The 25186-nt window shown below is 45.0% G+C and carries 21 protein-coding genes; 12 read left to right on the forward strand and 9 right to left on the reverse strand.

All coding sequences use genetic code 11. The features are described from left to right. Nucleotides 1-53: 53 nt before the first annotated feature. Complete coding sequence (locus tag ACVBIL_RS10065) at nt 54-572, reverse strand: DUF2780 domain-containing protein (RefSeq protein WP_447166847.1); 519 nt, start codon at nt 570-572, stop codon at nt 54-56. Between the two features lie 176 nt (nt 573-748). On the opposite strand from ACVBIL_RS10065, the gene ACVBIL_RS10070 reads away from it, so the two are divergent. The 3 genes from ACVBIL_RS10070 (at nt 749) to ACVBIL_RS10080 (ending at nt 4710) form a co-directional block, all read left to right on the forward strand. After that, a complete protein-coding gene (locus ACVBIL_RS10070; protein ID WP_447166848.1) occupies nt 749-1495 on the forward strand; it encodes a hypothetical protein in 747 nt (248 codons plus the stop codon). A gap of 126 nt (nt 1496-1621) precedes the next feature. Beyond that, nucleotides 1622-3043, forward strand: coding sequence for a DUF4145 domain-containing protein (locus ACVBIL_RS10075; RefSeq protein ID WP_447166849.1), 1422 nt, complete (start codon nt 1622-1624; stop codon nt 3041-3043). Nucleotides 3044-3441: 398 nt separating this feature from the next. Then, nucleotides 3442-4710, forward strand: a complete 1269-nt coding sequence (locus tag ACVBIL_RS10080; protein ID WP_447166850.1) for a hypothetical protein — start codon at nt 3442-3444, stop codon at nt 4708-4710. Between the two features lie 83 nt (nt 4711-4793). On the opposite strand, the gene ACVBIL_RS10085 is transcribed toward ACVBIL_RS10080, so the two are convergent. Further along, nucleotides 4794-5123, reverse strand: coding sequence for a hypothetical protein (locus ACVBIL_RS10085; protein ID WP_447166851.1), 330 nt, complete (start codon nt 5121-5123; stop codon nt 4794-4796). Between the two features lie 189 nt (nt 5124-5312). Continuing rightward, on the reverse strand, nt 5313-6287 hold the full coding sequence (locus ACVBIL_RS10090; RefSeq protein WP_447166852.1) for a LysR substrate-binding domain-containing protein: 975 nt from the start codon (nt 6285-6287) through the stop codon (nt 5313-5315). Between the two features lie 100 nt (nt 6288-6387). Between ACVBIL_RS10090 and ACVBIL_RS10095 the strand changes: the two genes are divergently transcribed. Next, nucleotides 6388-7590, forward strand: coding sequence for a multidrug effflux MFS transporter (locus ACVBIL_RS10095; protein ID WP_447166853.1), 1203 nt, complete (start codon nt 6388-6390; stop codon nt 7588-7590). Between the two features lie 199 nt (nt 7591-7789). Continuing rightward, nucleotides 7790-8383: a tRNA-uridine aminocarboxypropyltransferase gene (locus tag ACVBIL_RS10100; RefSeq protein ID WP_447166854.1), complete on the forward strand. Its 594-nt coding sequence runs from the start codon at nt 7790-7792 to the stop codon at nt 8381-8383. 248 nt (nt 8384-8631) lie between these two features. On the opposite strand, the gene ACVBIL_RS10105 is transcribed toward ACVBIL_RS10100, so the two are convergent. Beyond that, nucleotides 8632-10776 carry a putative bifunctional diguanylate cyclase/phosphodiesterase gene (locus ACVBIL_RS10105; RefSeq protein ID WP_447166855.1) on the reverse strand — a complete coding sequence of 715 codons (2145 nt, stop codon included), beginning with the start codon at nt 10774-10776 and terminating at the stop codon, nt 8632-8634. Nucleotides 10777-11167: 391 nt separating this feature from the next. Here ACVBIL_RS10105 and ACVBIL_RS10110 point away from each other — a divergent pair, with 391 nt between their 5' ends. From ACVBIL_RS10110 to ACVBIL_RS10120, 3 genes are all read left to right on the forward strand, one after another. After that, nucleotides 11168-11539, forward strand: a complete 372-nt coding sequence (locus ACVBIL_RS10110; protein WP_447166856.1) for a hypothetical protein — start codon at nt 11168-11170, stop codon at nt 11537-11539. 48 nt (nt 11540-11587) lie between these two features. Further along, the gene (locus ACVBIL_RS10115; RefSeq protein WP_447166857.1) at nt 11588-12223 is read left to right on the forward strand and encodes a class I SAM-dependent methyltransferase; all 636 of its coding nucleotides are present in this window, start codon (nt 11588-11590) and stop codon (nt 12221-12223) included. Between the two features lie 114 nt (nt 12224-12337). After that, nucleotides 12338-13309 carry a hypothetical protein gene (locus ACVBIL_RS10120; RefSeq protein WP_447166858.1) on the forward strand — a complete coding sequence of 324 codons (972 nt, stop codon included), beginning with the start codon at nt 12338-12340 and terminating at the stop codon, nt 13307-13309. A gap of 94 nt (nt 13310-13403) precedes the next feature. On the opposite strand, the gene ACVBIL_RS10125 is transcribed toward ACVBIL_RS10120, so the two are convergent. Beyond that, nucleotides 13404-14072 (reverse strand): flagellar brake domain-containing protein, encoded by a 669-nt coding sequence (locus tag ACVBIL_RS10125; RefSeq protein WP_447166859.1) that lies wholly within the window; start codon nt 14070-14072, stop codon nt 13404-13406. A gap of 277 nt (nt 14073-14349) precedes the next feature. On the opposite strand from ACVBIL_RS10125, the gene ACVBIL_RS10130 reads away from it, so the two are divergent. Continuing rightward, the gene (locus tag ACVBIL_RS10130) at nt 14350-15681 is read left to right on the forward strand and encodes a M16 family metallopeptidase (protein WP_447166860.1); all 1332 of its coding nucleotides are present in this window, start codon (nt 14350-14352) and stop codon (nt 15679-15681) included. After that, nucleotides 15678-17138, forward strand: a complete 1461-nt coding sequence (locus ACVBIL_RS10135; RefSeq protein WP_447166861.1) for a M16 family metallopeptidase — start codon at nt 15678-15680, stop codon at nt 17136-17138. Before ACVBIL_RS10130 ends, ACVBIL_RS10135 begins: the two co-directional genes overlap by 4 nt. A 158-nt stretch (nt 17139-17296) precedes the next feature. Here ACVBIL_RS10135 and trmL read toward each other — a convergent pair whose 3' ends face one another. Beyond that, nucleotides 17297-17758: a tRNA (uridine(34)/cytosine(34)/5-carboxymethylaminomethyluridine(34)-2'-O)-methyltransferase TrmL gene (trmL, locus tag ACVBIL_RS10140; protein ID WP_447166862.1), complete on the reverse strand. Its 462-nt coding sequence runs from the start codon at nt 17756-17758 to the stop codon at nt 17297-17299. A 185-nt stretch (nt 17759-17943) separates the two neighbouring features. On the opposite strand from trmL, the gene ACVBIL_RS10145 reads away from it, so the two are divergent. Both ACVBIL_RS10145 and ACVBIL_RS10150 read left to right on the forward strand, forming a co-directional pair. After that, nucleotides 17944-18876, forward strand: coding sequence for a LysR family transcriptional regulator (locus ACVBIL_RS10145; protein WP_447166863.1), 933 nt, complete (start codon nt 17944-17946; stop codon nt 18874-18876). 979 nt (nt 18877-19855) lie between these two features. Continuing rightward, the gene (locus ACVBIL_RS10150) at nt 19856-20128 is read left to right on the forward strand and encodes a hypothetical protein (RefSeq protein WP_447166864.1); all 273 of its coding nucleotides are present in this window, start codon (nt 19856-19858) and stop codon (nt 20126-20128) included. 2012 nt (nt 20129-22140) lie between these two features. Here ACVBIL_RS10150 and ACVBIL_RS10155 read toward each other — a convergent pair. The 3 genes from ACVBIL_RS10155 to ACVBIL_RS10165 all read right to left on the reverse strand — a co-directional run bounded on the left by ACVBIL_RS10155 (nt 22141) and on the right by ACVBIL_RS10165 (nt 25160). Next, nucleotides 22141-22389: a hypothetical protein gene (locus ACVBIL_RS10155; RefSeq protein WP_447166865.1), complete on the reverse strand. Its 249-nt coding sequence runs from the start codon at nt 22387-22389 to the stop codon at nt 22141-22143. 264 nt (nt 22390-22653) lie between these two features. Beyond that, entirely contained in the window at nt 22654-23532 is an 879-nt protein-coding gene (locus ACVBIL_RS10160; protein ID WP_447166866.1) for a YjjW family glycine radical enzyme activase, read from the reverse strand. Between the two features lie 59 nt (nt 23533-23591). Then, nucleotides 23592-25160 carry a YjjI family glycine radical enzyme gene (locus ACVBIL_RS10165; RefSeq protein WP_447166867.1) on the reverse strand — a complete coding sequence of 523 codons (1569 nt, stop codon included), beginning with the start codon at nt 25158-25160 and terminating at the stop codon, nt 23592-23594. Between the last annotated feature and the right edge of the window lie 26 nt (nt 25161-25186).

The raw sequence follows: 25186 nt of genomic DNA on the forward strand, positions 1-25186 counted from the left end.
CTAAGAGTTCCTTCCCGGTTATATGAGAGATAACTGGGAAGGCGAAAAGGCACTTATAAGATAGCGTTAAGACCTTTCATTAATAGATCAGATGTACCAGAACTGCCGTTAGTATCTAAATAGCCTTTTACTATATCGACCATAGGTGCAGCTAACTCTTTTGAAATCCCCAGTTTTTCAAAAGCGTCATACACCATCGCACCGCCTTGTAGTGACTCACCCAATCCGCCTGCTTTTGATAATAGACCAGACACGCCTGAATCGCTATCAAGCTTTGGTGCAGCCCCTAGCAGGCCATCAACACCAGGAATTGAATCGGCTATTGAGCTAAAATCAGAGCTGCCTAAAGAGCTTTTTGCCAGTGAAAGTAAACTGCCTAAACCACCTTCTGCTTGGGTCTGGCTCAAGCCTAGTTGTGACATGACCGTACCGACTAAATCGCTCGATTGCTCTTGTCCGGTTTGGGTTGTCGCAGTTTCAGTGACTTGACCGAGTTGGTCTAAAATTCCTGCACTTGCGGGCGCGCTCAATAAGGCACTAATGGTAAGCAAACTTGCTGTCGTTAATTTCATCTGGGCTATCCTTAGTTGTTTATATTTTGTCTATTCTAGCGTTTTTAACAATTTGTTTGCATTTTTTTTGTTTCAGGCGGCAAACTAATTCGTGATTTGAATTGTGCAATAATTTATAAACTTGGGTATCCTTAGCGGTAACTCATGTTATTGAATTTTATCTGTTGGAAAACCCTATGCCATTGTCAGCAATTATGACTCAAGCTTTTAACTTTTTTCGAAACAATATTAGTCAGTTAGCATTTTTGTTCGTGCCAATCTTATTTGTACAAGTTGGTATACAACTATGGCTAAGTTTAGAAATTAGTGCAGCGGATCTTGAAAACCCACAGTTTGGCACAAGCCACATGGTCGCCATGATGGTGCTGTTGTTGGTATTTTCGTTCTTAATCGCTGCGTTAACCCTATTTTTAGAGATCCGTTCTCAAGGTCACAGTCCAACGAATGGCATGATCTTAAAGACCAGTTTGAACTTTGTTCCGCCATTATTGTTGGCGGGTGTTTTCTCGGGGCTGGCCGTTGCTGCACCGGTTATGATTTTGGCTGCGGTCAATGTTAATCTGATGATTATCGGTATTGTTGTCTCGCTTTATCTGTTTGCTCGCCTAGCTTTCGTCAACTTTATGGTTGTGGTTGAAAGGCTTACGCCAATGGAAGCCATTAAACGTAGCTTTAGTTTTAGTGGCCCTATCGTACTTAAAACGATAGTCGTGTTGTTGCTATACATTCCATTGTCGCTATTTGGTGGAATGTTGGCACAAGTTACCCAGTTAGGCGGTATCCCTGTGCAGCTCATTGGCGAAGTGCTGGTGGCATTTTTCGGCCTGTTTGTGAACGTTGCATTATTCCGTTTGTATATGGTGTCTCGCCCGACTCCTGAAACGCCTGGTAACGTCCAAGAGAATGAAAATAACGCGGACTAATTGGCGTTGGGTTAATGCTGCTGTGTTTTACTTTTGAGTCAATCACAGCAAGGTTAGCGTGTTAGTCGAACATTGCGACTCTAGTTCGCGGCGACACTGTTTCGGTAGTAGTTAGGGGTAAACGTCTTGTTGAACGATATTGAATTCGTAAGTCTGTTTTCAGCGGAGTTAGGCGAGGATTATCGCAAGGCTAAAAGCTACGTAAAAGATGTGCCTACGCAGGCGCTACTGCATGTTCGTAGCTTCAGTCATAAGCTAACGAGTCTTCTGGCTGAGCCGAAGAAGGTTCACTTTGAAAGCCCCAACCTCTATGACCGAATCGAGCAGTTGAATCAACGCCGACTTATCGATGTTAAAACCACCCGTGCATTGCATAAGCTTAGAAGCGATGGCAACCGTGGCGCCCACCCTGAAAAATATCACCTTACTCCAGAGCAACTACAGCAATTAAGTGAACGTTCGATCAAGCAGCTTCTATCTTTGGTTGAATCGCTGTTTGTGGCGGTAACCAAACAAGATAAGCCCGACTATTACTTCGAAGATTTTGATTCTTTAGCGGGTCGAGATCTTTGTTATCGCGCGGTGATGGAGCGCGACCCTGAGTCTCAGTACTTAGTGGGTATGTCGCTAAAAACCCGGGCATTGATGCAGCGTGAGCAGGAGCAGTCATTGCAAGATAGCGGCAAAGAGGCGGTTGAAGATCGCTCTACCGCTTCACTAAAGCAAGCAAGCTATTGGTTCACCCAAGCCTCGACGAAAGAGTTAAATGCCCTGTATGAACATGGTGTGTCTTTAATCCATGGCTATAGTGGAGACACGGACGTAGCGGCCGGAGAGTTAGCCATTGCTGAGGCTGCTGATGCCGGTATTGCAAACGCGATGGCCTTGCTCGGCTATTTCTATTTGGTTGGCAGTGAACAATTTAGTATCGATCTTAAGCAGGCTGAAAAATATTTGAGCCAAGCGGCTAAGCTTGAGCAGTCTGAAGCGATGGCTAATCTTGGGGTGCTTTATTATCAGCAAGATAATTTTCCTGCTGCCTATAAGTATATTCATCGCGCTGCACAGGCCGGATTTCCTCATGCGCAATTTCATTTAGCCTTAATGCTAGCTCGCGGTGAAGGTTGTGATCAAGATAGTGTAAAGAGTGCCTATTGGATGGCGGAAGCGGCAGAGCAAGGTCAGGTAGACGCTATGTTATCGTGCGCGCAAAGTATGCTGCATGACGACAACTCGCTTGGCCAGGACCTGTCGCAGGCTGAATCTTATTTACGTGAAGTGATTAAATACGGTCATAGCGTGCCAGCTATGATTGAGCTGAGTATTGCCCTTGCCGATGGTATTTTAGGGCGTATTGATGTGGTATCTGCTGCTGCGTTGCTTAAAATGGCACGCGAGCGCGCGAATCAAGCTGAGTTAGAGGTGATCTTGCCTTTATGGGGCTCATTGGCGCAACAAGTTGATGCTGTATTAGCGGTGACTGATTCACAAGAAGAACGGGTGTCATTAAACAAAGCGGCAGAGCTATTATCTGAGCCTACAGACTAGTCATTTTTGGGCGTCTAGGGCTAGATGACACCAGCTTGGCTCTATATGAGCCTCTAAAACAGTCGCTATTAAATTGCGATTAGCGCTAAATCCATTAGTACCAATTGAATTATATTCAGAATAACTATGCAGTTTCAGTGAAAAAATATCATTACAGGACGCTAGAGTCGCACCTAAGGTTGAATTATCTTGGGTAAATTAATGAGTTTTGTTCATGTTCAATGTCTTATTATATCCCCATATTGTTATCCTCAAGCCTTTAAACATCTAAGCCTGCAGTACCTATTACTTTACATGTGAGCTGACTAGTTAGTCAGAACGATTAATCGACTAGCTATATTGTATACTGTATACTTTTGCGGTAGTTTTGATTATCAACTTACTCGCTAGGAGTTCTTTTGCCACACTTTGATACTGAACAAATCAGTGCTTCAATCTTATCATTTGACGTACAACAAGATTCGCTTAATCAGTTCGCTGAGCACTATATCAAGCTCGTTTTGGCTGTCGGTCAGCATGATTGTTATTATGTGGACGCGTACTATGGGCCAAAAGAGTGGCAGAAAGAAACCTACTGGCAACCGTTAGCAGATCTGCAGCATCAGCATCAATTAGGTTCAGAGTTGTTAGCGAGCTTGTCACCACAACTGACGGCAGGCGAGCTCATCGAACGCTATCAATTCTTAAAGACTCAATGGCACTCTATCGGTGCATATCTTAATTTTTTACAAGGTAAACAACTGAGCTTTAATGAAGAAGCCATTGCTTTGTACGACTGTCATTTAAGTCCCTATTCATTAGTCGAGCACCAGCAGGTGTTAGCCGATATCGCATCCCTAATACCTGGGGAAGGCACACTGACAGAGCGTTTTAATCAGTTTAAATCTCAGTTTATTGTGCCTAAAGATAAGGCTGCGGCAGTATTTACCGCCTCAGTTGATATTGCTAGAAGGCTCACTTGTCAGCATATGGACTTGCCCGAAAACGAGAGTTTTGAAATTGAATATGTGAATGACAAAGTATGGACGGCATATAACTGGTACAAGGGAAGCTCCCATAGTTTAATCCAGCTAAATCAAGATCAACCTTTAGGAATTGAGCGTTACTTAGAGCTAGCTTCTCATGAAGGCTATCCAGGACATCATGTATTTAATGTCTTACAAGAGCAGAAGTTGGTCAAAGCTAAGCAATGGCTAGAATATGCTATTTATCCGCTATACAGCCCGATTTCCTACCTTTCAGAGGGCAGTGCAAACTATGCGTTGAGTTTGATCATGTCTGATGAAGAGGTGTTGGCTTTTGAGCGTGATGTGTTAATGCCGCTTGCTGGATTAGAAGGGGATTTAGCCTTATTTCATAAGGTATTAAAGCTGGTCAAGAAACTTGGCTACTATGAAAACTATGTTAGCCAGCGCTTAACTGACAAGCAAATCGATGTTGAAACCGCTGAAAAGATGTTGATTGATGGTGCTTTGTACCCAGACTCTCGCGCTAAACAACGAGTGCAGTTCTTCGATCGTAACCGCTCGTATGTGATTAATTATAGCGTAGGTGAAGATGCTGTCGCTGCTTGGGTACAGGCTAAAGCTGAAACTAATGCAGACAAATGGACGCGCTTTGAAGCCCTATTATCTAGGCCTCTTAACGCGTCTGATATGCTTGTTTAACGGCTTGGCTTATTAGTTCGCCGAACTAAAAAGCTCCAGTTAAATCCCAGTTAACCTCTAGCTAAGCTCTAGCTAAGTTTTAGTTAAAGCGGCTCATTTGGGTTGTGTTCAAATGTACGGCCTTTACGGGGAGTAGAGGCTGTCTCTTTGAAAATAGTCTCTTGAAACTCGTCACTTTGGCTATGAAACTCTTGAGTCGCCTGTTGTTTCTGAAAACGTGCAAGTTGACGCTTTAAGAATACTCTGCCAAATAGGCTGAGTGCGATGAAAGTAATAGCGCCAAATAATAGTAAAAATGGCAATGCGACTAGCGCTAGTGTCATAAAGGCTAGACCGATAACGAAAGCTAACCAACCGCGAGTGCCTGAAAATCGATTCTGCATCGGATTGTTTTGAAATTGGCTATAAATCATATGTTCTCCAAAATATCTTAATGTTAGCTTACACGAAGAAGATGAATGAAGACTGAATGGCTTAGTCTTTTGTTCGTGATGCTTAAGGCTAACTGTTGAATATTATATTGCCGAATATTTAAACTAAGATCACGTTAATAAAGCTTCATCTTAATCGACTCCATTCATCATGGCTTAGCTATCTACAGATTATTTGGGCACATTGTGGCTAGAAAGTGCATTCGCTACGCTTTCGCAAATAATCTCTTTTACCCATTTGTGCCCCGGTTCGTCCGCATTACGTTCATGCCAAAGTAATACATAGGCGAGAGGAATAAACTCAAAGGGTAGAGGTAACTCAACGAGTGAATAAAGCTTCTTAGCATGTTTAGCGAAGCTCGCGGGTAAAGTAAAAATCAGATCGCTATGGGCACATACGCTAGCTGCGCCATAAAAGTCGGGTACGGTGGTGCTTAGGCGGCGATGATGACCTAAATCCGCCAGATGGTAGTCTAATGCCCACCAGTCATTGCCTTCACAGCGAACTTGAACATGTGACATCTCAAGATAAATATCTAGATCCCAGTGACCCGCCGCTATTGTGGGAATAATGGGGTGGTCTTGGCGCACTAAACAAACTTGATGATCGGTAAACAAGGTTTGGTGTGCAATGCCCTCAGGTAATCTATCGACTTGAAAGGCTGATTGTGGGTGCAGCTCTCGCCCCGCAATACCAAAATCAATCTGACCTTGCTGCACAGCTTGTATTGAGTTTTCATTCCAAACATAGCTATCAAGTTTTAGATTAGGCGCTCGATTGAGTAGCGTGCCAATAAAGTAGGGGATCAGTGTTTCGTAGGCGCTCTCAACCATAGCAAATGAAAACTGACGCGTGCTGTTATGTGGCGTAAAACTTGGTGGCAAGGTTAATCGATATAAACCTTGCAGGCTTTGCGGCAGCATTTTTCCCAGCTGTACCGCGTGAGCTGTTGGTTTGAGCCCGTGAGCGGTGCGCAGAAAAAGTGGATCGCCTAGCGTTTCTCGTAGGCGGTTTAGGCTTTTACTTAGAGCCGACTGGCTGACGTGTAAACGATTGGCTGCACGAGTGACACTCTCTTCTTCCAGAAGGACTTGTAAAATAACCAGCAGGTTAAGATCGATGCGCGCGAGATTCTCAAGTTTCAAAGATATTCCTCAGTGGAAATTCAGTATGGAAATAATATCATTTCTGTTCATACCATAGTTTGATTACTATAGCCTCGTTTTCCAAATACAGAGAAAGATAATGCGCCGCAGTTTGTTACCCATTTTATTGCCAATGGTGATTTTAAGCCCTTTGGCTATTGATATTTACCTTCCTTCTATGCCCGCAATGGCGGCTGAGTTTTCGGTATCTTCTAGCGAGATCCAATCAACTCTAGTGCTTTTCTTGTTTGCGATGGGCGCAGGCCAGTTATTAATCGGGCCGTTAGCAGACCGTTATGGTCGTCGCCCCGTTGCGATTGGCGGTATCATTTTTTACATGATTAGTAGTGTGTTAGCTGCTATCGCTGTGGAGTTTCATTGGCTACAAATTGCTAGGGTGATGCAGGGCCTAGCTGCCTGTTCAACTTCAATAGTGGTATTTAGTGCCGTAAGGGACTGCTTTTCACCAAAAGAAGGCGCGCGATACTACAGCTATTTGAATGGCATGATCTGTATTATTCCAGCATTAGCACCGACCCTTGGTGGCATGTTAGCGCTGCAATTTGGCTGGCGCTCGAACTTCATTTTCATGGCGCTGTATGGCTTAGTTATTCTTGCGCTAGTGAGCTATCGATTACCTGAAACTCGCCCACAAAATACTGTCACCGATGGCCCTCTATATCGCTGGGCACGCTATAAGCCTGTTATTACGGAACCACATTTTGTGTTTTATGCCATCTCTTGTATGGCGGGTATGGCAGCGATTCTGAGTTATGTGTCTTATGCGCCAGTCTGGCTAATTGGCCACCTTGGTGTGTCAGAGTTAACGTTTAGTGGCTTATTTGGTTTAAATGCCGCAGTGAATATCGTGGCCTGTTTTACGGCACCTTGGGTGATTAAAAAGCTAGGTAACCGACCAACTGTTATCTTGGCCTTGGTATTGATGCTGGTATCGGCGGTGACTCAGGTCGTTGTGCAGCTAGTTGGGCCACAAGCGGGATTAATGGCAGCCTATAGCTATATGTTACCTATGATGCTGCTATGTATTGGCTTTGCACTGTTACTTGGTCCAGCAACCAGCATGGCGTTATCGGCCTTTGGTGAAAGAGCGGGAACGGCTACAGCGATGCTAGGATTTATTCAGATGGGCGGTGCTTCACTACTAACAGCGCTTGTGCAGCAAACGACGCTGCCTGCACCTTTCGCGGTGGCGATTTTGATGGGTGGTTTATCAATTGCGTTGCTCGCTATGTTGGCGATGCCAAAGTTTGACCACTGGCATCAAGAGCAACACGCTTATTAGGCTTGTCTGCCGAGAGCGGCTGATAACTAATAGTAACAGTTAACTTTGTTTCACCCTGAAACACTTTAGCCTGCACAGACTAACCATCTATGCAGGCTTTTTTTATTTGATGATATTTGGTGTATTCCATAGTCATATTATTTGTCACCTCACTCAGCTACAATTTGCAGGCTACTCCAAACAAATACTTAGAGGTTTTGTGTCTCGTCCAACTTGTCCTAACTGCCACTATCCGTTAAATGCGTGTTTGTGTGCCAGTATTCAAACCATGCAGGTCAAACCTGAACTGATTATTTTGCAAGATCCGAGTGAAGTTGGCCATGCCAAAAATAGTGTGCGCTTGCTAGAGTTAGTCATTACAAACACGCAAGTTGTAGTGGGTGAAAACCCCGATGATTTTGCAGGGGTGCGTGAGCAATTAGCGCAGTCGAATAAGCCTATTTATTTAGTGTATCCGTCAGACAATAGTGTATCGGCAAACGAGACTCAGGTTGAGGAAGAGGTAATACTACTTTTTTTAGATGGTACCTGGCGTAAGGCGTATAAGTTACTGCAGTTAAACCCTTGGTTGCAGGCTTATCCTGCGCTGCATTTGGATCTAGATTCTGCGTCAAATTACACCATACGCAAAGCTAGCCGCAGTGATAGCCTGTCAACATTAGAAGCGGCGGCCATGATGCTCAAGGCGATCGACCAGCAGCAAGATGTTACGCCGTTAACTCATGCCTTAAGCGCGATGGTTGAGCAGAGGCTAGCGTCTATGCCAGCAGAAGTAAGAGCCAGATATCGTTAAGAATCTTTATTGATTCATATTGCAGGTATGGGCTGTATTGATGAGTCTGCTAATCGATGTGAACTTTTGTGATTCACATCGTTTATTCCTTGAAAAAACCCTATTGATATCACGCTAATTAGGGCTGTAATAGGGTTTAATAAGCCTATCATCTTCTGATGATGTAGTGGCTACGCTGGCAACAGCTTTTGCAGGGAGCGACACTGGGTTATTAAATTCAGAGTGCTGGCGTAGCTACCCTCCACGCTTTAGATGCTTGATTCTAGCGGCATCGAATCTTCTCGCGTTATTGGACTTAACACCTCTGCCGAATAGCGTTCGCTCGTTATTGGTTTGCCAAAATAATATCCTTGTCCTTTGCCTTTCCCCATAGTCAGTAGCAGATCTCTTTGTTGTTGCGTTTCTATTCCTTCTACAACAAAGCAGATATCTAAGGTTTGGGCCAGCTGTATTATCGCGTTGCAAAGATTTCGACCTTGCGCACTACTTAAGTCTTGGGCAAAGCCTGGATCTATTTTTAGGGCGTCGATTGGTAAGGTGCTTAAACGACTTAATGAAGATAAGCCAGCGCCAAAGTCATCGATAGCGATACTGATGTTCATCGCTTTTAACTGAGTGAGCACTTTTGTCATCAATGTAGGACGACGGATAAATGCGCTTTCAGTTATCTCAATAATCAAGGCTTCAGCGGGCAATTGTGTTCGTGATAAGACGTTTTCCAGCATAGAAATAAAATCAGGATGTTCAAGTTGTGATCCAGAAATATTGACGCTAATTCTTAGTGCCGGATTGAACTCATTACGCCATTTTAGCATTTGCAAACAGGCTTGCTCTAATACCCATTGCCCCACGCTGACCATAGAGCCTGTCTCTTCCAATAGCGGGACAAAGTCATGAGCTTCAAGGGTTTCTCCATTACTTCGCTGCCAACGTAACAGGGCTTCAACAGCAACCAATTGGCTGGATTCTAGATCGACGATACTTTGATAGACCAAGCTAAACTGCTTCAAGCTTTGTGCATGACGCAGATCATTGAGGGTATGTATTTTTTTCTCCGCAGCCTCTCGAATCGTCGCGTTATAAAAGCGGATATGGCTGGGGCTCTTTTTAGCTGAATACATCGCGGTGTCGGCCATGCTGAGCAGCTGATGTGCTTCATCACTTTGCTGTGGAAACAAGGAGATGCCGATGCTTGTACCCAGATAAAACTTTTGCCCATCGACTTCAAACGGTGCTTCAAACAGAGATAATATTAACTCTGAAAATGCCTCTATCTCTTGCCGACTATGGCACTCTGGCAGCACTAAGGTAAATTCATCACCGCCAAGGCGAGCGATCTCGGCATTCTCTATGCAGCAGGCCTCCAATCTTGCCGCTACGAGCTGTAGGACTTTATCCCCAGTAGAGTGACCAAAGCTATCGTTTACATTCTTAAAGCCATTAAGGTCCATAAACATTAAAGCCCCAATCTTGTCAGGTGATTGCCTGATATTGCTTATGGCTTTATTAAGAATTTTGATCAGATGAAAGCGGTTTGGCAGTCCAGTAAGTTTATCGTACATGGCTTGCTGGGTAAGCTTAGTCTCAAGCGCCTTTTTTTCACTGATATCACTGAACAGGTTTACATAGAAGACCTTGTTGTCAGCGTGGATCCGTCTGCAGCTCTGCCATGCTGGGAACGTCGAGCCATCAGAGCGGCATTTCCACACTTCACCTTGCCAACTACCTCGGCCATTTAATGGCGCGCTAGAACTTTGGTCATCGGCGAGTAATTCTAAGTTTATTTCGGCAGGAGTTTTGGTTAGCAGGTGTTCAGCACTGTAGCCACAAATACGACACATAGCCTTATTCACCGCCAAGATTCGATAGTTCTCGTCGGTGATATAAACCGCTTCAGCACTGTCTTCTAAGGTGATTGACATCAACTCCTTGGGCAAGGTTTCAAAGCCGTTGCTGATGGTCTCTCTAGTGCGTTTACGCCTATTCATAGGCTTAAACGAAATAATCATGACTTGTTTTTCATCAAGTTCAGCAGGATAGATAGCCACAACTGTGGGTAACTCTTTGCCTTGCTGGCTCATGTGTAGCCAGCTCATCGATACAACTTCACCTTTAGCGGCTCTTTTGAGCATTTGCAGGCCATATTCGACGCTGTTTCTGCCTGATGATTGGATCCTAGGGGAAAAATCAAACGGTGTTGCATGAAGAAAGTTATGCTCTTGGCTCTCAAAATAGTTGAGCGTTGCAGCATTAGCTGCCAAAAAACGAGAACCTTGAATAATGGCCAATGCAGTCGGCTCAGACTCGTGTTGCCAAAGCTTGAGCTGTTCAGATAATGCGGGGACGGTAGAAGATACACGCGAATATAGCTTAGACCACATTGAAACACTCATACACTCTTCCCTTTTGGTATGACCATTATTCAGTGTTAAAACAACACTGATGTTGATGATAAAGCCATCAACTTGATGTCGCTTTATTAGTTTTGTGTCAAAAATACCTTTATTTGACACTTTGTACAATTAAGATGTAACAAAATTGAATCTAGAGAACATTTACATCAAAAATAGTTTTGAAATCGATAAGTTAAGCAGTCAGTACCGATTAAAATCGTTGCGAACAATCGCAGTGATGGTTTGCTGTAACTTAACGGTTTTAATTTAAGCAATTTAATTCAATCGCTTGAGATAAATAGTGGCCCAGACAAAATAAAAGACGATGCGAGCATCGAGGAAATGGGTAGAATATGCATTTAGAGAAGTGCTTCTTATAAAAGGAATAAAAGTGGCCATTCAGAAAATAGCATTAACGAGTCAGCTCTTCGTTTTTCTTGGTTTTATGGGTATGAGTTTAGATTTAGCCGCGGCGGATCCAGAAGCGACCACTGAGCGGGCCCATTCTTTATCGCAACAAGCAGAAAAAACCAAGCAACGTGTTGAGCATGAGCAGCTGCAAAAAGCGCGTGATGCCGCCACGCAAAGGCAAGAGCGCGAAAGCAAAGTGCTTGAAAGGCAAGAGTCTGGTGATTGGGAAAGCGAGCAAAGAGAAAAAGCACAAACACAATTTAAGCAGCGAGAATCTCGCGAAGAGAAATACTTACGTGAAGCGCGAGAAGCGGCGAGTAAAGATCGCAAAATCCCCAAGCCTTTTGAATAAGCCTTTTAAATAGCCTTATTACCAAATAAATAGAGTTAGGAATATCTTTTGAGTCATTGCCCCCTATGTCTGCAGCCTGATCTGCAGGCTTTCCATCAAGATAAGTTAAGAGAGTATGTTCGCTGCAAGCATTGCTTACTGGTCAGCGTGCCTAAAGTCTTTCTGCTCAACGCTGAAGATGAAAAAGCTATTTACGATAAACATCAAAATAACCCAGATGATCTCGGTTACCGCCAATTTTTATCTAGAGCGCTCAACCCTGTACTAGAGCGAGTTGCACAAGGTGCGCAAGGCTTAGATTTTGGTTGTGGCCCAGGCCCCACGATCAGCGTGATGGCGGCTGAAAAGGGTATTAAGGTTGAGAATTATGATCTCTATTATTGCAACGAACCGCAAAAGCTACAGCAGCAATATGATTTTGTCACTATCACTGAAGTGATTGAGCATGTGGCTGATGCCAAATCTTTATTAGATACCTTAGATAGCCTATTAAAACCGGGTGGCCTACTGGTTATTATGACTAAGCGTGCCGGCGATCTTGAGGCTTTTAGCAAGTGGCATTATAAAGGTGACCCGACCCACATCAACTTCTATTCAACGGCAACCTTTGAATGGATAGCCAAGCAGTACGGTTGGGAGCTTGAAGTGTTGGGTAATGATGTGGTGCTGTTTACTAAGCGCTAATGACTCTCGCTTAAATGCTTAGCGCGAACGAAATTCGATAGGGTGATAGCACTGTCCCCAAGGGGTAACAACTTGCTATAGTCGATTGCAAATATGAACAAAGGAATGAGCAGTATGAGAGCAACAATATCGACACTTATTTATGGCATGTGGTTTTGCTTAGGCATTTCGCTATCGAGCGCCGCACTTGCTGCGAAAAGTGACACTATTACGTTTTTAAACAAAGTCGATGCCGCTAACGTATTAACCCAAGAGGATGATTTTGTTCGTGGCATCAGCCAATTTGATATGGCCTCACGCATGAAGCGCGCAGACAGTCCGAGTAAAGCTGAGTACCTAGCTTTTGTTGCAGAGCAAACCTTAGATTGGAGTGAGCAAGAGCGTACTGCGGTAAAGCAGGCGTTTGCACAGATCCAGCCTAAACTAGCGGCGTTAAAAGTGACATTGCCAACACCGATAGCGTTTATTAAAACCACTGGCTTAGAAGAGGGTGGGGCAGCTTATACGCGAGGCCAGGCCATTATTTTGCAGCAAAAGCAGCTGGCAAATCAGCAAGGCCTGCCAGGGTTAGTGGCTCATGAGTTACTGCATATCTTTTCTCGCTTTAACCCTGAAGTGAAGCAGCAGCTATATCAAGCGATAGGCTTCTACCCTGTAGGCGATATTAGCTTTCCTACGGCGCTTGCCAAGCAAAAAATCACCAACCCAGATGCCCCCATCAACGACTTTGCCATTCGTGTTAGCCACGACGATAATATGGTTTGGGCAGTGCCGATTCTGTACTCGGCTGATAAGCAATATAGCCTAGAGAAAGGCGGTGAGTTTTTTGATTATTTAGAGTTTAACTTTGTTATTGTCGGCAGTGATGAGCAGCCAAATACCGCCGCTTATGATCCAGCCAATGCACAAGTTGTAAAAGTGTCTGAGCTAAAGGGTTTCTTTAAGCAAATTGGCCGTAATACCAACTATATTATTCATCCAGAAGAGATCATTGCCGAGAATTTTTCGTTCTTGATGACGGGCGAAACCGAGCTTAAATCGCCAAAACTACTGCATAACATAGAGCAGGTTTTTCTGGCTCAGTAGCAAACGATGAGTGGCTGGCTCGCTGAGTAACCTTCGCTGAAGCGATTACTGCAGTTTTTATTGCAGTGGATTAATCAGTGGCAGCCACTTTTATCTAGCTGTTTAAGTGCTGCAGCACCACCTTCTGCACCAACTCCTCTGTCGCTTCTGCTTCTGCATCAAGGGCAAAGCCATATTGTGCTAAGCCCGGTTGTGATTCTAACTCCTGTTGATTCTTCAGAGTCACCGCAATGGTTTTTAGCTCGCCATCCAACTCGACTTCGAGTCTAAATTGGCTATCCACAATAAAATCGCTTCTGGCTTTACCTACAAATGCCCCGCCTTTAATTGAGATATCTTTTAAATAACCGCTTGAAATAACATCTGCACACTCCAATGCAAGGAGGCTCGCTTTAATATTGATAGGCACACGTGAGTGCTGCCGCAAAGAAACGGTTTGTAACTCTTTAGGATAAGTGATGATAAGCCAGCGACCGGCAGCGCTAACGACCTGTTGGATAGTGCTTCTAAAAGCCAAGATAGTGGCATCTTGCTCGTCGCTATTGACGACACGAACAACCACGCTTTGCCGCTCTCTTATATAGGCGCTGGCACCTTGCCAAACTTTGTCGTTGCCCAAGGCTAAGATAACCGAGCGCCCCGGATCGACACCAATTAAGCGGCTACGTAGTCGAATTGTTTGTGTCGCTGTAAGTAACTGCAGGTGCACCTCTGTGCCGCAGTTAATCGTGTCTAAGGTGTTGAAGTCCTTTTCTGATGGCATAAAGCAGCCTACCCGTCGATTAAACAGAGCTTGAAGCTAACATAAAATGGCGTTTTTAAGAAATGAGTTCATATCGCTGTGGCGTCTGGTTTACCTTGAGTTACAAATATTTGCCGCAGTTAATTTGATTTTTATCACAATTTGCTTTTTTATGGATGCTGATTTGTAGCGGGGAATCGCTATGAATAAGAATAATAGTCGGAAAAACACAAATTTTCGTCATACGCTGACTGGAAAAGGTTAAGTATGGCAAAGGTGCTCAAACAAGGAGCGGATAATGAAGCGCTATACCAAGGCATTGCTTTTGAGCCTAGGATTGCTACTGGCAATGCCGATGGCTCAAGCCACAGAGGCCAAAGATATTCAGAGTTTTACGTTGGATAATGGCATGAAGATTATGGTGTTGGAGGATAGCTCGATACCCAATGCCAACATGTACCTATTTTGGAAAGTCGGTTCACGTAATGAGGTACCGGGCATTACCGGGATCTCCCATTTTTTTGAGCACATGATGTTTAACGGCTCTAAAAAATATGGCCCTAAGATGTTTGACCGCACCATGGAAGCTGCGGGAGGCGCAAATAACGCCTACACCACTGAAAACTTAACCGTTTATACCGACTGGTTCCCAGCCAATGCATTAGAAACTATTTTTGACTTAGAAGCCGACCGTATCGAAAATCTCGATATCAATGAGCAGATGGTGGAAAGTGAGCGTGGGGTGGTGGCCTCAGAGCGGTTAACTGGGCTTGAAAACTCTAACTGGCGGGTGTTGCAAGAAGAGCTTAAAGGCGCAGCATTTAGGGCGCACCCTTATAGCTGGTCGGTTATCGGTCACGAATCCGATATTGCCGCTTGGACGTTAGAAGACCTGACTCAATACCACAAAACCTATTACGCACCGAATAACGCAGTGGTGGTGATAGCGGGCGACGTGAAGCTTAGCGAGGTTAAAAAGCTAGCCGATAAATACTTTGCGCCCATAGCTGCACAAGCGCCACCAAGAGCGGTGAAAACGGTTGAGCCTCTGCAAAAAGGTGAGCGCCGTGTGTTTGTGCAAAAAGCCTCGGTAAGCACCCCCAATGTGATGCTAGGCTACCATATTCCTGCGACCTCAAATGCTGACTATTACGCACTGGATCTACTGTCGTCTATCTTGACCACAGGCAACAGTTCACGCATGTATCAAGGCTTAGTCGATAAGCAAGTTGCCATCGAAGTTGATACTTATATGCCGATGTCATTCGACCCGAACCTGTTTTACGTGATGGGGGTGGCAAATCCTGGGGTGACGGCTCCAGAGTTAGAAGATGCGATGATCAGCGAGATCAATCGTGTAGCCCGTGATGGTGTTACAGCTTCGGAGCTTGAGAAAGTAAAAAACATCAAGCTAATGGGCTTTTATCGCGCCATGGAAACGATTAACGGCAAGGCCAACACCATAGGGACCTACGAGCTGTTCTTTGGTAGTTTTGACAAGCTATTTAATGCGCCAGAGGCTTACAATAAGGTCACACCAGAAGATATTCAACGTGTCGCGCAAACTTATCTTAAACGTGCAAACCGCACTGTTGCCGTACTGGCTGCAACCGAGGAGGCTGACCAATGAAAAAGTGTAATTTAAGCTTAAGTGCCTCGGCCTTACTGCAATCTAAAAGACTACTCACAGTGGTGGCTGTTGCGGGGGCGCTCGCGCTAACTGGCTGTGCTACGACGGATCCGGCAAAGACAGTCGACACGGGGAGCTTTAGTGTACCTGCATATCAACACGTTACTCTGTCTAATGGCTTAACTGTGTATATGATGCCGCAGCGTGAAGTGCCGCTTATCACTATCGATGCCATTGTCCGTGCAGGTGCGGTTAACGATACCACCTCTGGTGTGGCCGAAATGACCGCCGCAGGTTTAATGTTAGGTGCTGGCGGTAAAAGTAAGCTGGAGATAGAACAAGAGGTTGATTTTTTAGGGGCCAGTTTAAGCAGCGGAGCAGGCAAAGAGGGCTGCTATATCAGTGCTAACTTTATGGCAAAAGATGCAGATGCAATGCTGCCGCTAATTAAAGATATGTTGCTTGCGCCAGACTTTGATACCACAGAGTTTGATAAGTTACGTCAGCGAGAAATTGCTGGCTTATCGCAATCGAAAGAGAGCCCGCGTGCAGTGATCAGTCGCTACTTCGATAAACTTGTTTTTGGTGAACATCCCTACGGCAATGCCACATCAGGTAACAGTGATTCGTTGGCCGAGCTAACGATCCCGCAGTTGCGTGCTTTTCATAAGAGTTACTATCAACCGTCGAATACGGCCATTAGTGTTGTCGGTGATTTTGAGCCTGCACAGATGCAAGCCAAGCTAGAGAAGCTGTTTGCCAATTGGCAAGACGCTGAGCCTGTCACCTTAATCAATCTTACCAAGGGTCTACCTAAGTTTGATGCAAGCGCAGTACTGCTGGTGGATAAGCCTGATGCGATTGAAACGACCTTCTTAATTGGGGGTATGGGTATTCGTCGTGATAATCCTGACTTTGTTGGGCTTACCGTGATCAATACCATCTTGGGTGGCCGCTTTACCTCATGGCTTAATGACGAGCTAAGGGTCAATGCGGGGCTGACTTATGGCGCACGTTCTGGTTTTATCCCTTACTCGGCGTCAGGTACATTTAAGATCAGCACCTTTACCAAAACGGCGACCACCAAAGAGACCATCGACTTAGCCTTAAAAACCTATGCAAGGTTATGGGAGCAAGGGCTAGATCAAGAGACCTTAGACTCAGCCAAAGCTTATGTTAAAGGTCAGTTTCCGCCTAAGTATGAGACCAGTGCTCAACTTGCCGGGCTAATGACGGATATGTACCTGTATGGTTTTGATGATACCTTTATCAATGAGTTTCAGGCCAAGGTGGATGGATTAACGCTAGAAGAATCAAAGCGCTTAATCGACACTTACTTCCCGAAGAAAAACCTACAGTTTGTCATCATCGGCAACGCAGCCAAGATAGCGCCGATTGCCAAAGAGTATGGCAAGGTAAAGCAAGTAGACATGACTCAAGTGGGCTTTGGTGGCTAAGCCTATTGGTCATAGCTAGCGAGTATTCGCGAGTTAACATTAAAAAGCCGCGACTATCGCGGCTTTTTGCTGTCAGGAACAGTTGTCCGCAACATTTATGCCAAAAGCCCAAGGACGGCTAGCTTTTGGCTTTATGTCTGCTTTTAACGTCGGCTCTTTTACACGCCAGCGTAATCTAGCTGACGCCATGCTTCGTAACTGATAATGGCTACGGCATTCGACAGGTTTAAGCTACGGCTGGTCGACATCATAGGGATGCGCAGGCGCTGCTCGGTAGGGATCGAGTCGATAATATCAGCGGGTAGGCCGCGGCTTTCAGGGCCAAATAACAACACGTCATCTTGCTTAAAGGTCAGCTCAGAGTGTGGACGACTGCCCTTAGTGGTACACGCCATAATGCGCTTACCATCCATCGCCTCAAGGAATGCCTCGAAGTTCTTATGGTGGGTTACGTTGGCAAGATCTGCGTAATCTAAACCCGCACGACGTAGCTTTTTATCTTCTAGATCGAAGCCTAATGGCTCAATCAGATGCAGCTGGCAGCCGTTGTTAGCGATCAAGCGGATGATATTACCGGTATTCGGGGCGATTTCGGGTTCGTAAAGCGCGATATGAAACATGCTGGCCTGCCTAAAAATTGGTGAGTTGCGATTATACGGCAAAAACCTCGATGCGGAAAATCGCGCAGCGGTGATGGCAACATGTTGCGTGAGATAGGTCGTGATTATGTGGTTTAGCAATATGCCAACCGCTGTTTTAGGTCTATATTCCGCTTTACGAATACACGGTTTATTTAGGCAAACGTATGGATCTCGCTAAACTTTCTCGGATCAGCATGAAGCACTTGATCACCTTGCATGTGATGCTCGACACCTTGAGCGTGACTGCCAGTGCCGAGCGTTTATGTTTAAGCCCGTCATCGGTGAGTAAGACCTTAAGCCAGTTAAGGCTCAGTCTCGACGACGAGCTGTTTTACCGTCACGGCAATAAGCTGGTGGCCACGCCATTAGCGAGAAGACTGGGGCCTAGCGTGCATCAAATCATCAATGATATGAATCAGCTGATGACCCAAGAAGCCTTTAATCCTGCTGAGTATAAAGGCAGATTCTCACTGGCGATGCGTGAAAGCACCTTTGAATTATTAGCCGCCAAGTTAACCGCCCATGTGCTGACGCAGGCGCCGAATATTCGTTTAGATATTTTTGCCAAAGACAGCGTGGGTTTTGATGGTTTAGTTAAAGGCAGTTTAGACTTTATCGTGTTGCCTCACGATAGAAGTCAGCCGCCGATCTCCCAGCATGAACTGGTATGGGAAACCTTAATTAATGACGAGATGGTGTGTCTGATGAATCCCGAGCATCCGCTGGCGACTCAAACGCAGATTACTATCGATGATTACTTAAGTTATAGCCATATTGGTATTAGCGATACTGATTTAAATACGCCATTTTTTGAGATGCAGTTAGCGCAGCAAGCACGCAATCGTGCGGTACCGATTTCGGTTTCAGATTTTGGTAGTGCAGCGTTACTGTGTCATCACAGTGAACTGCTGTTTACCTGCTCGAGGCGCTGGGCTGAAATAGCGTTGCAAGCAAAAGGTTTGGTGACCAAGGCGATGCCACTTGATTATGGTGAAGTGGCGTATAGTTTGGTGTGGCATAAGCAGAGTATGAATGACCCTGCACTTAGGTGGTTGTACCAACAGTTGGTTGCTTTTACTCAGGTGGAATTTCAATAAATTTCACCAAAAAATTTGGAAACTTGGCCAAAAGTTTATTGGTTCATTGGGTTTGAGGGTGAATAAAACTTCGTTTGATAAAAGGTTTTTTTAAGATATCAGGCTGCGCCTGACTCCTAAGTTAGACTTCGTCTAACAACTAACGTCGTGGCGCTTCGCCCACACTTTGTGAAGCATCAAGCTGCTCTTGACCAAAGTCGTGAGCTTCCAGCTCACACACGGCCAAGAAGGGGTCTGCAGCAACCCCCTCTTGGATCTCCCCTGCCGCCCCGACGAAGTTAAATGCATTAAATACGGGCCTCGTACTTATTCAAAATAACCTAACGCTTCCGATGGGACATCCTGTCCCGCGAAAGCTATGCCCACATCCGTGTGGGCATCACGGTTATTTCTTCAACGTACTTCGGCAACTTCGATGGGGAAATGGTGTTTCTTGTGAGTTGCGTGCGGTTGTGGGTTCTGCGCTTTAGATTAAAAGCAATGATGCTTAGGTGTTGTACTTTTCTATCAGCAGTTTTGACACCACTATTAATATAGTTCGAAGTCACCTACGAATAAAAAATACTATTCTTTTTTAAGTAAATCAGAGTGGATAATGGGGTATCAATTTAGGTCCATTTCCTTTGTTTACTTAATCAGCAGGTTAGCCTTCCCTAACAGAGCGTTATATCCTGAAAATATCCACAACTTGTCCACGAAATTCCCACTTGTAATATACAGTTAGACGCACTATCTTGTGCTTTGCCATCTGTAGTGCACTATATATTGTGTTTGCTGGGGTGGGTAGTGACTAAGAAACACCACACGCCACATGTAATGTTTCTTCGTCACAAGGATATAAACGCAAGGCGTTTTATGTTGCTTAACTTTGATAGGTTAACGGGATTCCGTTGTTGGCACTATAGGATATAGCTTTAGTATCAGCAATACCCTGAGCACTTAATTCGCATAACTTTAAAAATGTTCAGGAGTAAATATTATGACTCAAGTTAATATGGCCCATTTAAGAGAGCGCTCTACCTCTGGCGACTGGATAAATTTTGCTGTTTTCGATGCTAAATCAACGACTGGTAATAATGCCGCTTTATTAAATCAGCTTACACAGTCAGCTAGAAATTCCGGTCTACAAGTCGATCAATCAGCATTAGCGTACTCTGTTGGCGGGCGCATAAAATTTGAAGGTGACCAAAATTTAGTTAAATATTTGGCTAGAGGCTGGCACCCTAGATGGACTCATAAAGTATCAGTTTAATGGTCGCATATTTAGCTGCCATAAATTGATAGATAAACAACTAAAGTGTAGATGCGGCTAAGGGCGTTGGTGGCTTGGTGAGAGATAACGAAGTTATCAAGCTCTCGATCGAGAGGTAGGGATACCGAACTGGCTTTTAAACAGGGGTGTTGTTTGCCACCGTCGAGCATACATGGACGTACTTGCTGCGTACCTCAGAAGCGTCTGCACTTTTAGGCAAGATGTTGTAACATTCGATATTCTTTATTTGGTATGCGTTATCTGCTATTTAGCAAGGTGTATCAGCAAACAAGCTATCGAGTAATGAGCTTATAAACTGGGTATCTATGAAGTGTCGTAAGTGTCAATCTGAAGTCTCGGTGCCTGTGGTGAAATATACTCGTATTAATAGTGCGGACTTTAGGTCTGAGCACTGTCCGGTGTGCGGTGTAGACCTTGAAGGTCCGTTAAAGTCTTGCCTCCCTATCGTTGTAATTTTTATTGTGTCATTCGTCATCGTAAACTTCTTTTTATAAGTCGCCTTTCCTCGTGGTGAATAGCTCTTCTGCTAGTAACTTTAACGTCAACTAGCAGAGCTAACTATTTGGAAGGCCACGCTGAACAGTATTTAAACGCAAAATAATAAAAGTTTGACGTGGGTCACATTATTTTGTTAGTGTGGGTTTAGCAGTTTTGGTCGAGGTTTTCATCGATAGAGCGAAGACTCAATCAACTGGGAGTCCGACATTAGCCCGCTACGCAGGCTGAGCCGGAGTCGACAGTGCTGAGGCATTGCTACTTAGAAGCTTCGACCGAACTACTTTTCAATCCGACTCTTGGATACATTATCGGATACAAATTAAGTTACCCACGGGTAACTTTGATAAGCCTAATAAGTTGAGTTTTACGTTAGGCTGTAAAACAAAAAAGCATCCCAGCGGGATGCTTTTTTTTGTTTTAAATTTTGTATTGCCGATGCAATTTAATCAAGTTGCACTTGAGGGCTAGAGTTAGACTTTGTCTAACAATTAACATCGTGGCTTTGCCACCTACCAGGCTGCGCCTGAACTCTATAGTTAGACTTCGTCTAACAACTTTATTTATCAGATTTCGCCTGACCCTTAAGCAATCAAGCTGCGCTTGATAAACGTCGTGGAATTCCATCCCACACCCGGGCAAAAGGGGGACAACAGCTTCCCCCTCTTGCCCATTTCCTTCATAAAGAGTCCGAGCCGCCCCCGACGAAGTTGTTGATCCTCATACTCCAATAAAAATCGCCTAACGGCTCAGATGGGACATCCATGTCCCCCCGAGCCTGAACCATCATCCATGATGGTTCCACGGCATTTTTATCTACGTACTTCGGCAACTCCGATGGGGAAATCGGTGTTTTCTGTGACAAAGGAGGGAGCTTTAATTTTGTGTATTCATATTAAGGACTCAGTAGTGAAACGATTGTGCTTTTCTAACCCAGTGTAGATGCGGGCGTGACCGTCCATGACATGGATGTCATGGCCGAGCTTCCAAGGATGGACTTGTTGCGTGTCACGGCAGTATCTGCACATACGCTGGCCGCAGGCCATTGGAACCACAAATGTTGGAAGTTGGCTTGAAGATTCAAGCTACAAAGAATCTAAAGGTTCATCGCTGTAGATTGAAAGCCTGAGTAAGTTTCCCACAAAGGAAACCCTTAACCTCTGCACATACGCTGGCCGCAAGCCATTGGAACTATTAATGGTCAGATATTGTGCTCTTCCAACCTAGTGTAGATGCGGCTTAGGCCTTCGAAAACATGGCCGCTCTATGACATCCATGTCACTGCGGCATTTGTGAATCCATTCACATCAGATGTTTTCGCAGAGCGGTCAGGGATGACGTAAAGCGTGCCTAAGAAGTATCTGCACATACGCCGGCTGCAAGCCATTGGAACCACAGATGTTGGAAGATACATCAAGTACTGCCCAAGCATTGGTAAAACAAAGGTTCATCGCTGTAGCTTTAAAACCTACGTTAGTTTCAAGCGAATGAAACCCTTAACCTCTGCACATACGCCGGCCGCAGGCCATTGGAACCACAAATATGAAACGTTGGTATGGAGATTCAAGCAATGAAGAATCTAAAGGTTCACCGCTGTAGATTTTTCCCACTCGAAATACACAACGTAAGCAGAAGGTTCGCTTTTCTAACCTAGTGTAGATGCGGCCGTGACCGTCCATGACATGGACGTCATGGCCGAGCTTCCAAGGATGGACTTGTTGCGTGTCACGGCAGTGTCGGCACATACGCCGGCTGCAAGCCATTGGAACCACAGATGTTGGAAGATACATCAAGTACTGCCCAAGCATTGGTAAAACAAAGGTTCATCGTTGTAGCTTTAAAACCTACGTTAGTTTCAAGCGAATGAAACCCTTAACCTCTGCACATACGCCGGCTGCAAGCCATTGGAACCACCAATGCTAGAAGTTAGTTTGAAGATTCAAGTGATGATAAACCCAAAGGTTCACCGCTTTAGCTATAAAGCGACAAAGTTAGGCTTAGCTCAAAGCCTACAAATAAACATTGGGTAACACTAGATTAGCAACACCACGTTCAGTTAGCCGTGCCGCTAGCTCAAGCATCTGCGCTTCACTGCAAGTTGGCCAATTAAGGGCTTCTCCTGTTACGCCATGGTGTTGAAAAGCGTTGAGCTTGACTCTTACATTGGCGGGTAGTTGGGTTAAATAGCCTGCTATGGCGTTAATCTCACTGTCGATATCACTGATCTTCGGAATATACAGTAAGCGTATTTCGTATAACTTCCCCTCTGCCGCAAGCCGTTTTAAACTGCTAAAGACCCGATGATTATCGCGGCCTGTGATGTAATAATGAGTGTGCTCTTGCCAGGACTTTAGATCGATCATCGCGCCATCTAGGTAGGGCATGACTTGTTGCCAGCCGTTTTCATTTACATAGCCGTTACTGTCGATCATGCAGCTTAAATGAGCTAAATCTGCGCTGACTTTTATCGCCTGAAACAGCTCGACGATAAACGGCAGTTGCAAAGTGGCTTCACCGCCGCTGACGGTGATGCCATTGATAAAGTGCACTTGGCTGCGGATGAGCGTAAGCATTTGCTCTACGCTGAATTGACGAGTCTTAGGGCTAGATTGCTTAGGGCAGGTGGTTAAACAAATATCACACTGGGTGCACTTGTCACTGTCCCAAACGATCTTAGATTTACCTTGAACTGTTGTTGTCAGAGCTAACGCATCTGCTGGGCAGGTGGCCACGCAATCGCCGCAACTGTCGCACATGTCTATGGTGTACGGGTTGTGACAATTTTTGCAGCTAAAATTACACCCCTGCAGGAAGATGACTAGGCGACTGCCTGGACCATCGACACAAGAGAAGGGAATAATTTGATTAACCGTCGCGACTCTGCCCATGTTTTACTCTAAACCCTGTATTAAACTAATTGTTAATTTATAAGCAGCTTACTTGGCCGTTATTTGGCGTATACCGGCGCATGCTCATTAGCTACCACACGAGGCTGACGCTGCAAAATCTTAGTATTCTCTGCTGCCTCAGCGCCTAACCATGTGGTATTGGTGCGTGAGCCCTCTGCTTTAAAGCTGGCGATATCAGACAGCTTAACCATATAGCCTGTGACGCGAATCAAGTCGTTTGAGGCCACGTTGGCGGTAAACTCGCGAAAACCTAAACTCAGTGCACCTTTGCACAGCTGCATCATCGCCTGTGGGTTGGCTTTAACCGTTTCATCTATGGTGAGAATGTCACTAATCCCCGAGGTGTAATACTGGTGATGCTCGGCGAGCGCTTGAATATGTGCAATCGGGTTCGGCTCGGTGCCATAGGGAATGCGCACGCCCGGCGTCACGTCTTTGTCGATGCTAATGCCGCCCTGCGAGTGCAATAACGCTCGGCCGTTGTAGCCGTAAGTTACAGGTGTTGATTTTACGATGGCATCGAGTGCTTTAGAGATCTTATGCCCAAGCTCGTTAGCTGCCGCACTATGACCATAATGGCTGCTTGGCTTATCTTCTCTTGATTGGTCTATGTTGTCTTCATTGAAATCAGGTGTGCCCTGCAGAATGCTAACAGCCTCGGCCATGCCGTAGATCCCAAACATAGGCGCAAAACGTGATTCTTCAATCAAGGTTTCTTTAACTAAAAAGCTATTAAAGAAGTTAGATCCTTCATGCAAAAATTTAGCGCGCGCGTCAATCAACTCGAATGTGAGCTGGCAGTATTGCGGCAGGATATTATCGAAGAAGTCACTGATGCTATTGGCTTTAAGGGCGACCTCTTTTAGGTTCAGTCTTACTAAGGTGTTGGCACCACCGGCTAATGGCAGAGAGTTATAACAACTGACAATACCGAAGCCTTTGTTATCAAACGTGTTGGCATGGATTGGGTAGTTAGCAATATGGGGTTTGCTGCACTCACAAATATTGCTGGCGGCAACTTGTAATAGCTCATCCGGCGTAATTTGTGGGTCGTACATAAAGGTTAGATTCGGCGCTATCTGCTTAAGCTCGGCATCGACACGTAAAATGGTGCGGCAAACAATATTGTCTGTCGGGCCGATGTTTACGTGCATAAAGGCATCTGGCAAGGTGCGGTCTAGCATGATCCAAAATAGCTTTAATTTACGATAAATAGTCTCGTCATCAAGACCTTGGCAAAATGGTAATAGCACGTCATCGAGTTGACCTAGATAAACGGGAATATTGGTGACTGATGGTACATGGTGATAGATGATAGTTAATGCATTTAAGGCTTCATCTAAGTCTTGCGCCGGGCTTAGCTCTAAATACTCAGAACCATTTTGTAAAAACTTGGCGTAATCGGGCAGAACATATCTTGGCTTGAACGGCGCGTTGCCTTCAAACATATCACAGATAACACCTTGCTCTTTGGCCTCGGCTACGGCATCTGACACCTCAACATAAGGCAGACTCGCTTCTGCTTCTAAGGCTAAGAAGTTAGACTTTTGCTTTGGCGAAAGGTTAGGGTCACGAGCTATTTGAGCGATTCTGTTTGCGACGGTCATGGTGCAGTATCCACTAATATTTTATG

The sequence above is a fragment of the Shewanella sp. 125m-7 genome, from assembly GCF_052977045.1.

Excerpts from the sequence above, each read along its gene's own strand:
- ACVBIL_RS10165 (WP_447166867.1), bottom strand. The coding sequence starts at position 25,160 with ATGACCGTCGCAAACAGAATCGCTCAAATAGCTCGTGACCCTAACCTT.
- ACVBIL_RS10120 (WP_447166858.1), top strand. The coding sequence starts at position 12,338 with ATGAGAGCAACAATATCGACACTTATTTATGGCATGTGGTTTTGCTTA.
- ACVBIL_RS10135 (WP_447166861.1), top strand. The coding sequence starts at position 15,678 with ATGAAAAAGTGTAATTTAAGCTTAAGTGCCTCGGCCTTACTGCAATCT.
- ACVBIL_RS10095 (WP_447166853.1), top strand. The coding sequence starts at position 6,388 with ATGCGCCGCAGTTTGTTACCCATTTTATTGCCAATGGTGATTTTAAGC.
- ACVBIL_RS10160 (WP_447166866.1), bottom strand. The coding sequence starts at position 23,532 with ATGGGCAGAGTCGCGACGGTTAATCAAATTATTCCCTTCTCTTGTGTC.
- ACVBIL_RS10155 (WP_447166865.1), bottom strand. The coding sequence starts at position 22,389 with ATGTGCCGACACTGCCGTGACACGCAACAAGTCCATCCTTGGAAGCTC.
- ACVBIL_RS10125 (WP_447166859.1), bottom strand. The coding sequence starts at position 14,072 with ATGCCATCAGAAAAGGACTTCAACACCTTAGACACGATTAACTGCGGC.
- ACVBIL_RS10065 (WP_447166847.1), bottom strand. The coding sequence starts at position 572 with ATGAAATTAACGACAGCAAGTTTGCTTACCATTAGTGCCTTATTGAGC.
- ACVBIL_RS10130 (WP_447166860.1), top strand. The coding sequence starts at position 14,350 with ATGAAGCGCTATACCAAGGCATTGCTTTTGAGCCTAGGATTGCTACTG.
- ACVBIL_RS10085 (WP_447166851.1), bottom strand. The coding sequence starts at position 5,123 with ATGATTTATAGCCAATTTCAAAACAATCCGATGCAGAATCGATTTTCA.
- ACVBIL_RS10150 (WP_447166864.1), top strand. The coding sequence starts at position 19,856 with ATGACTCAAGTTAATATGGCCCATTTAAGAGAGCGCTCTACCTCTGGC.
- ACVBIL_RS10145 (WP_447166863.1), top strand. The coding sequence starts at position 17,944 with ATGGATCTCGCTAAACTTTCTCGGATCAGCATGAAGCACTTGATCACC.
- trmL (WP_447166862.1), bottom strand. The coding sequence starts at position 17,758 with ATGTTTCATATCGCGCTTTACGAACCCGAAATCGCCCCGAATACCGGT.
- ACVBIL_RS10105 (WP_447166855.1), bottom strand. The coding sequence starts at position 10,776 with ATGAGTGTTTCAATGTGGTCTAAGCTATATTCGCGTGTATCTTCTACC.
- ACVBIL_RS10070 (WP_447166848.1), top strand. The coding sequence starts at position 749 with ATGCCATTGTCAGCAATTATGACTCAAGCTTTTAACTTTTTTCGAAAC.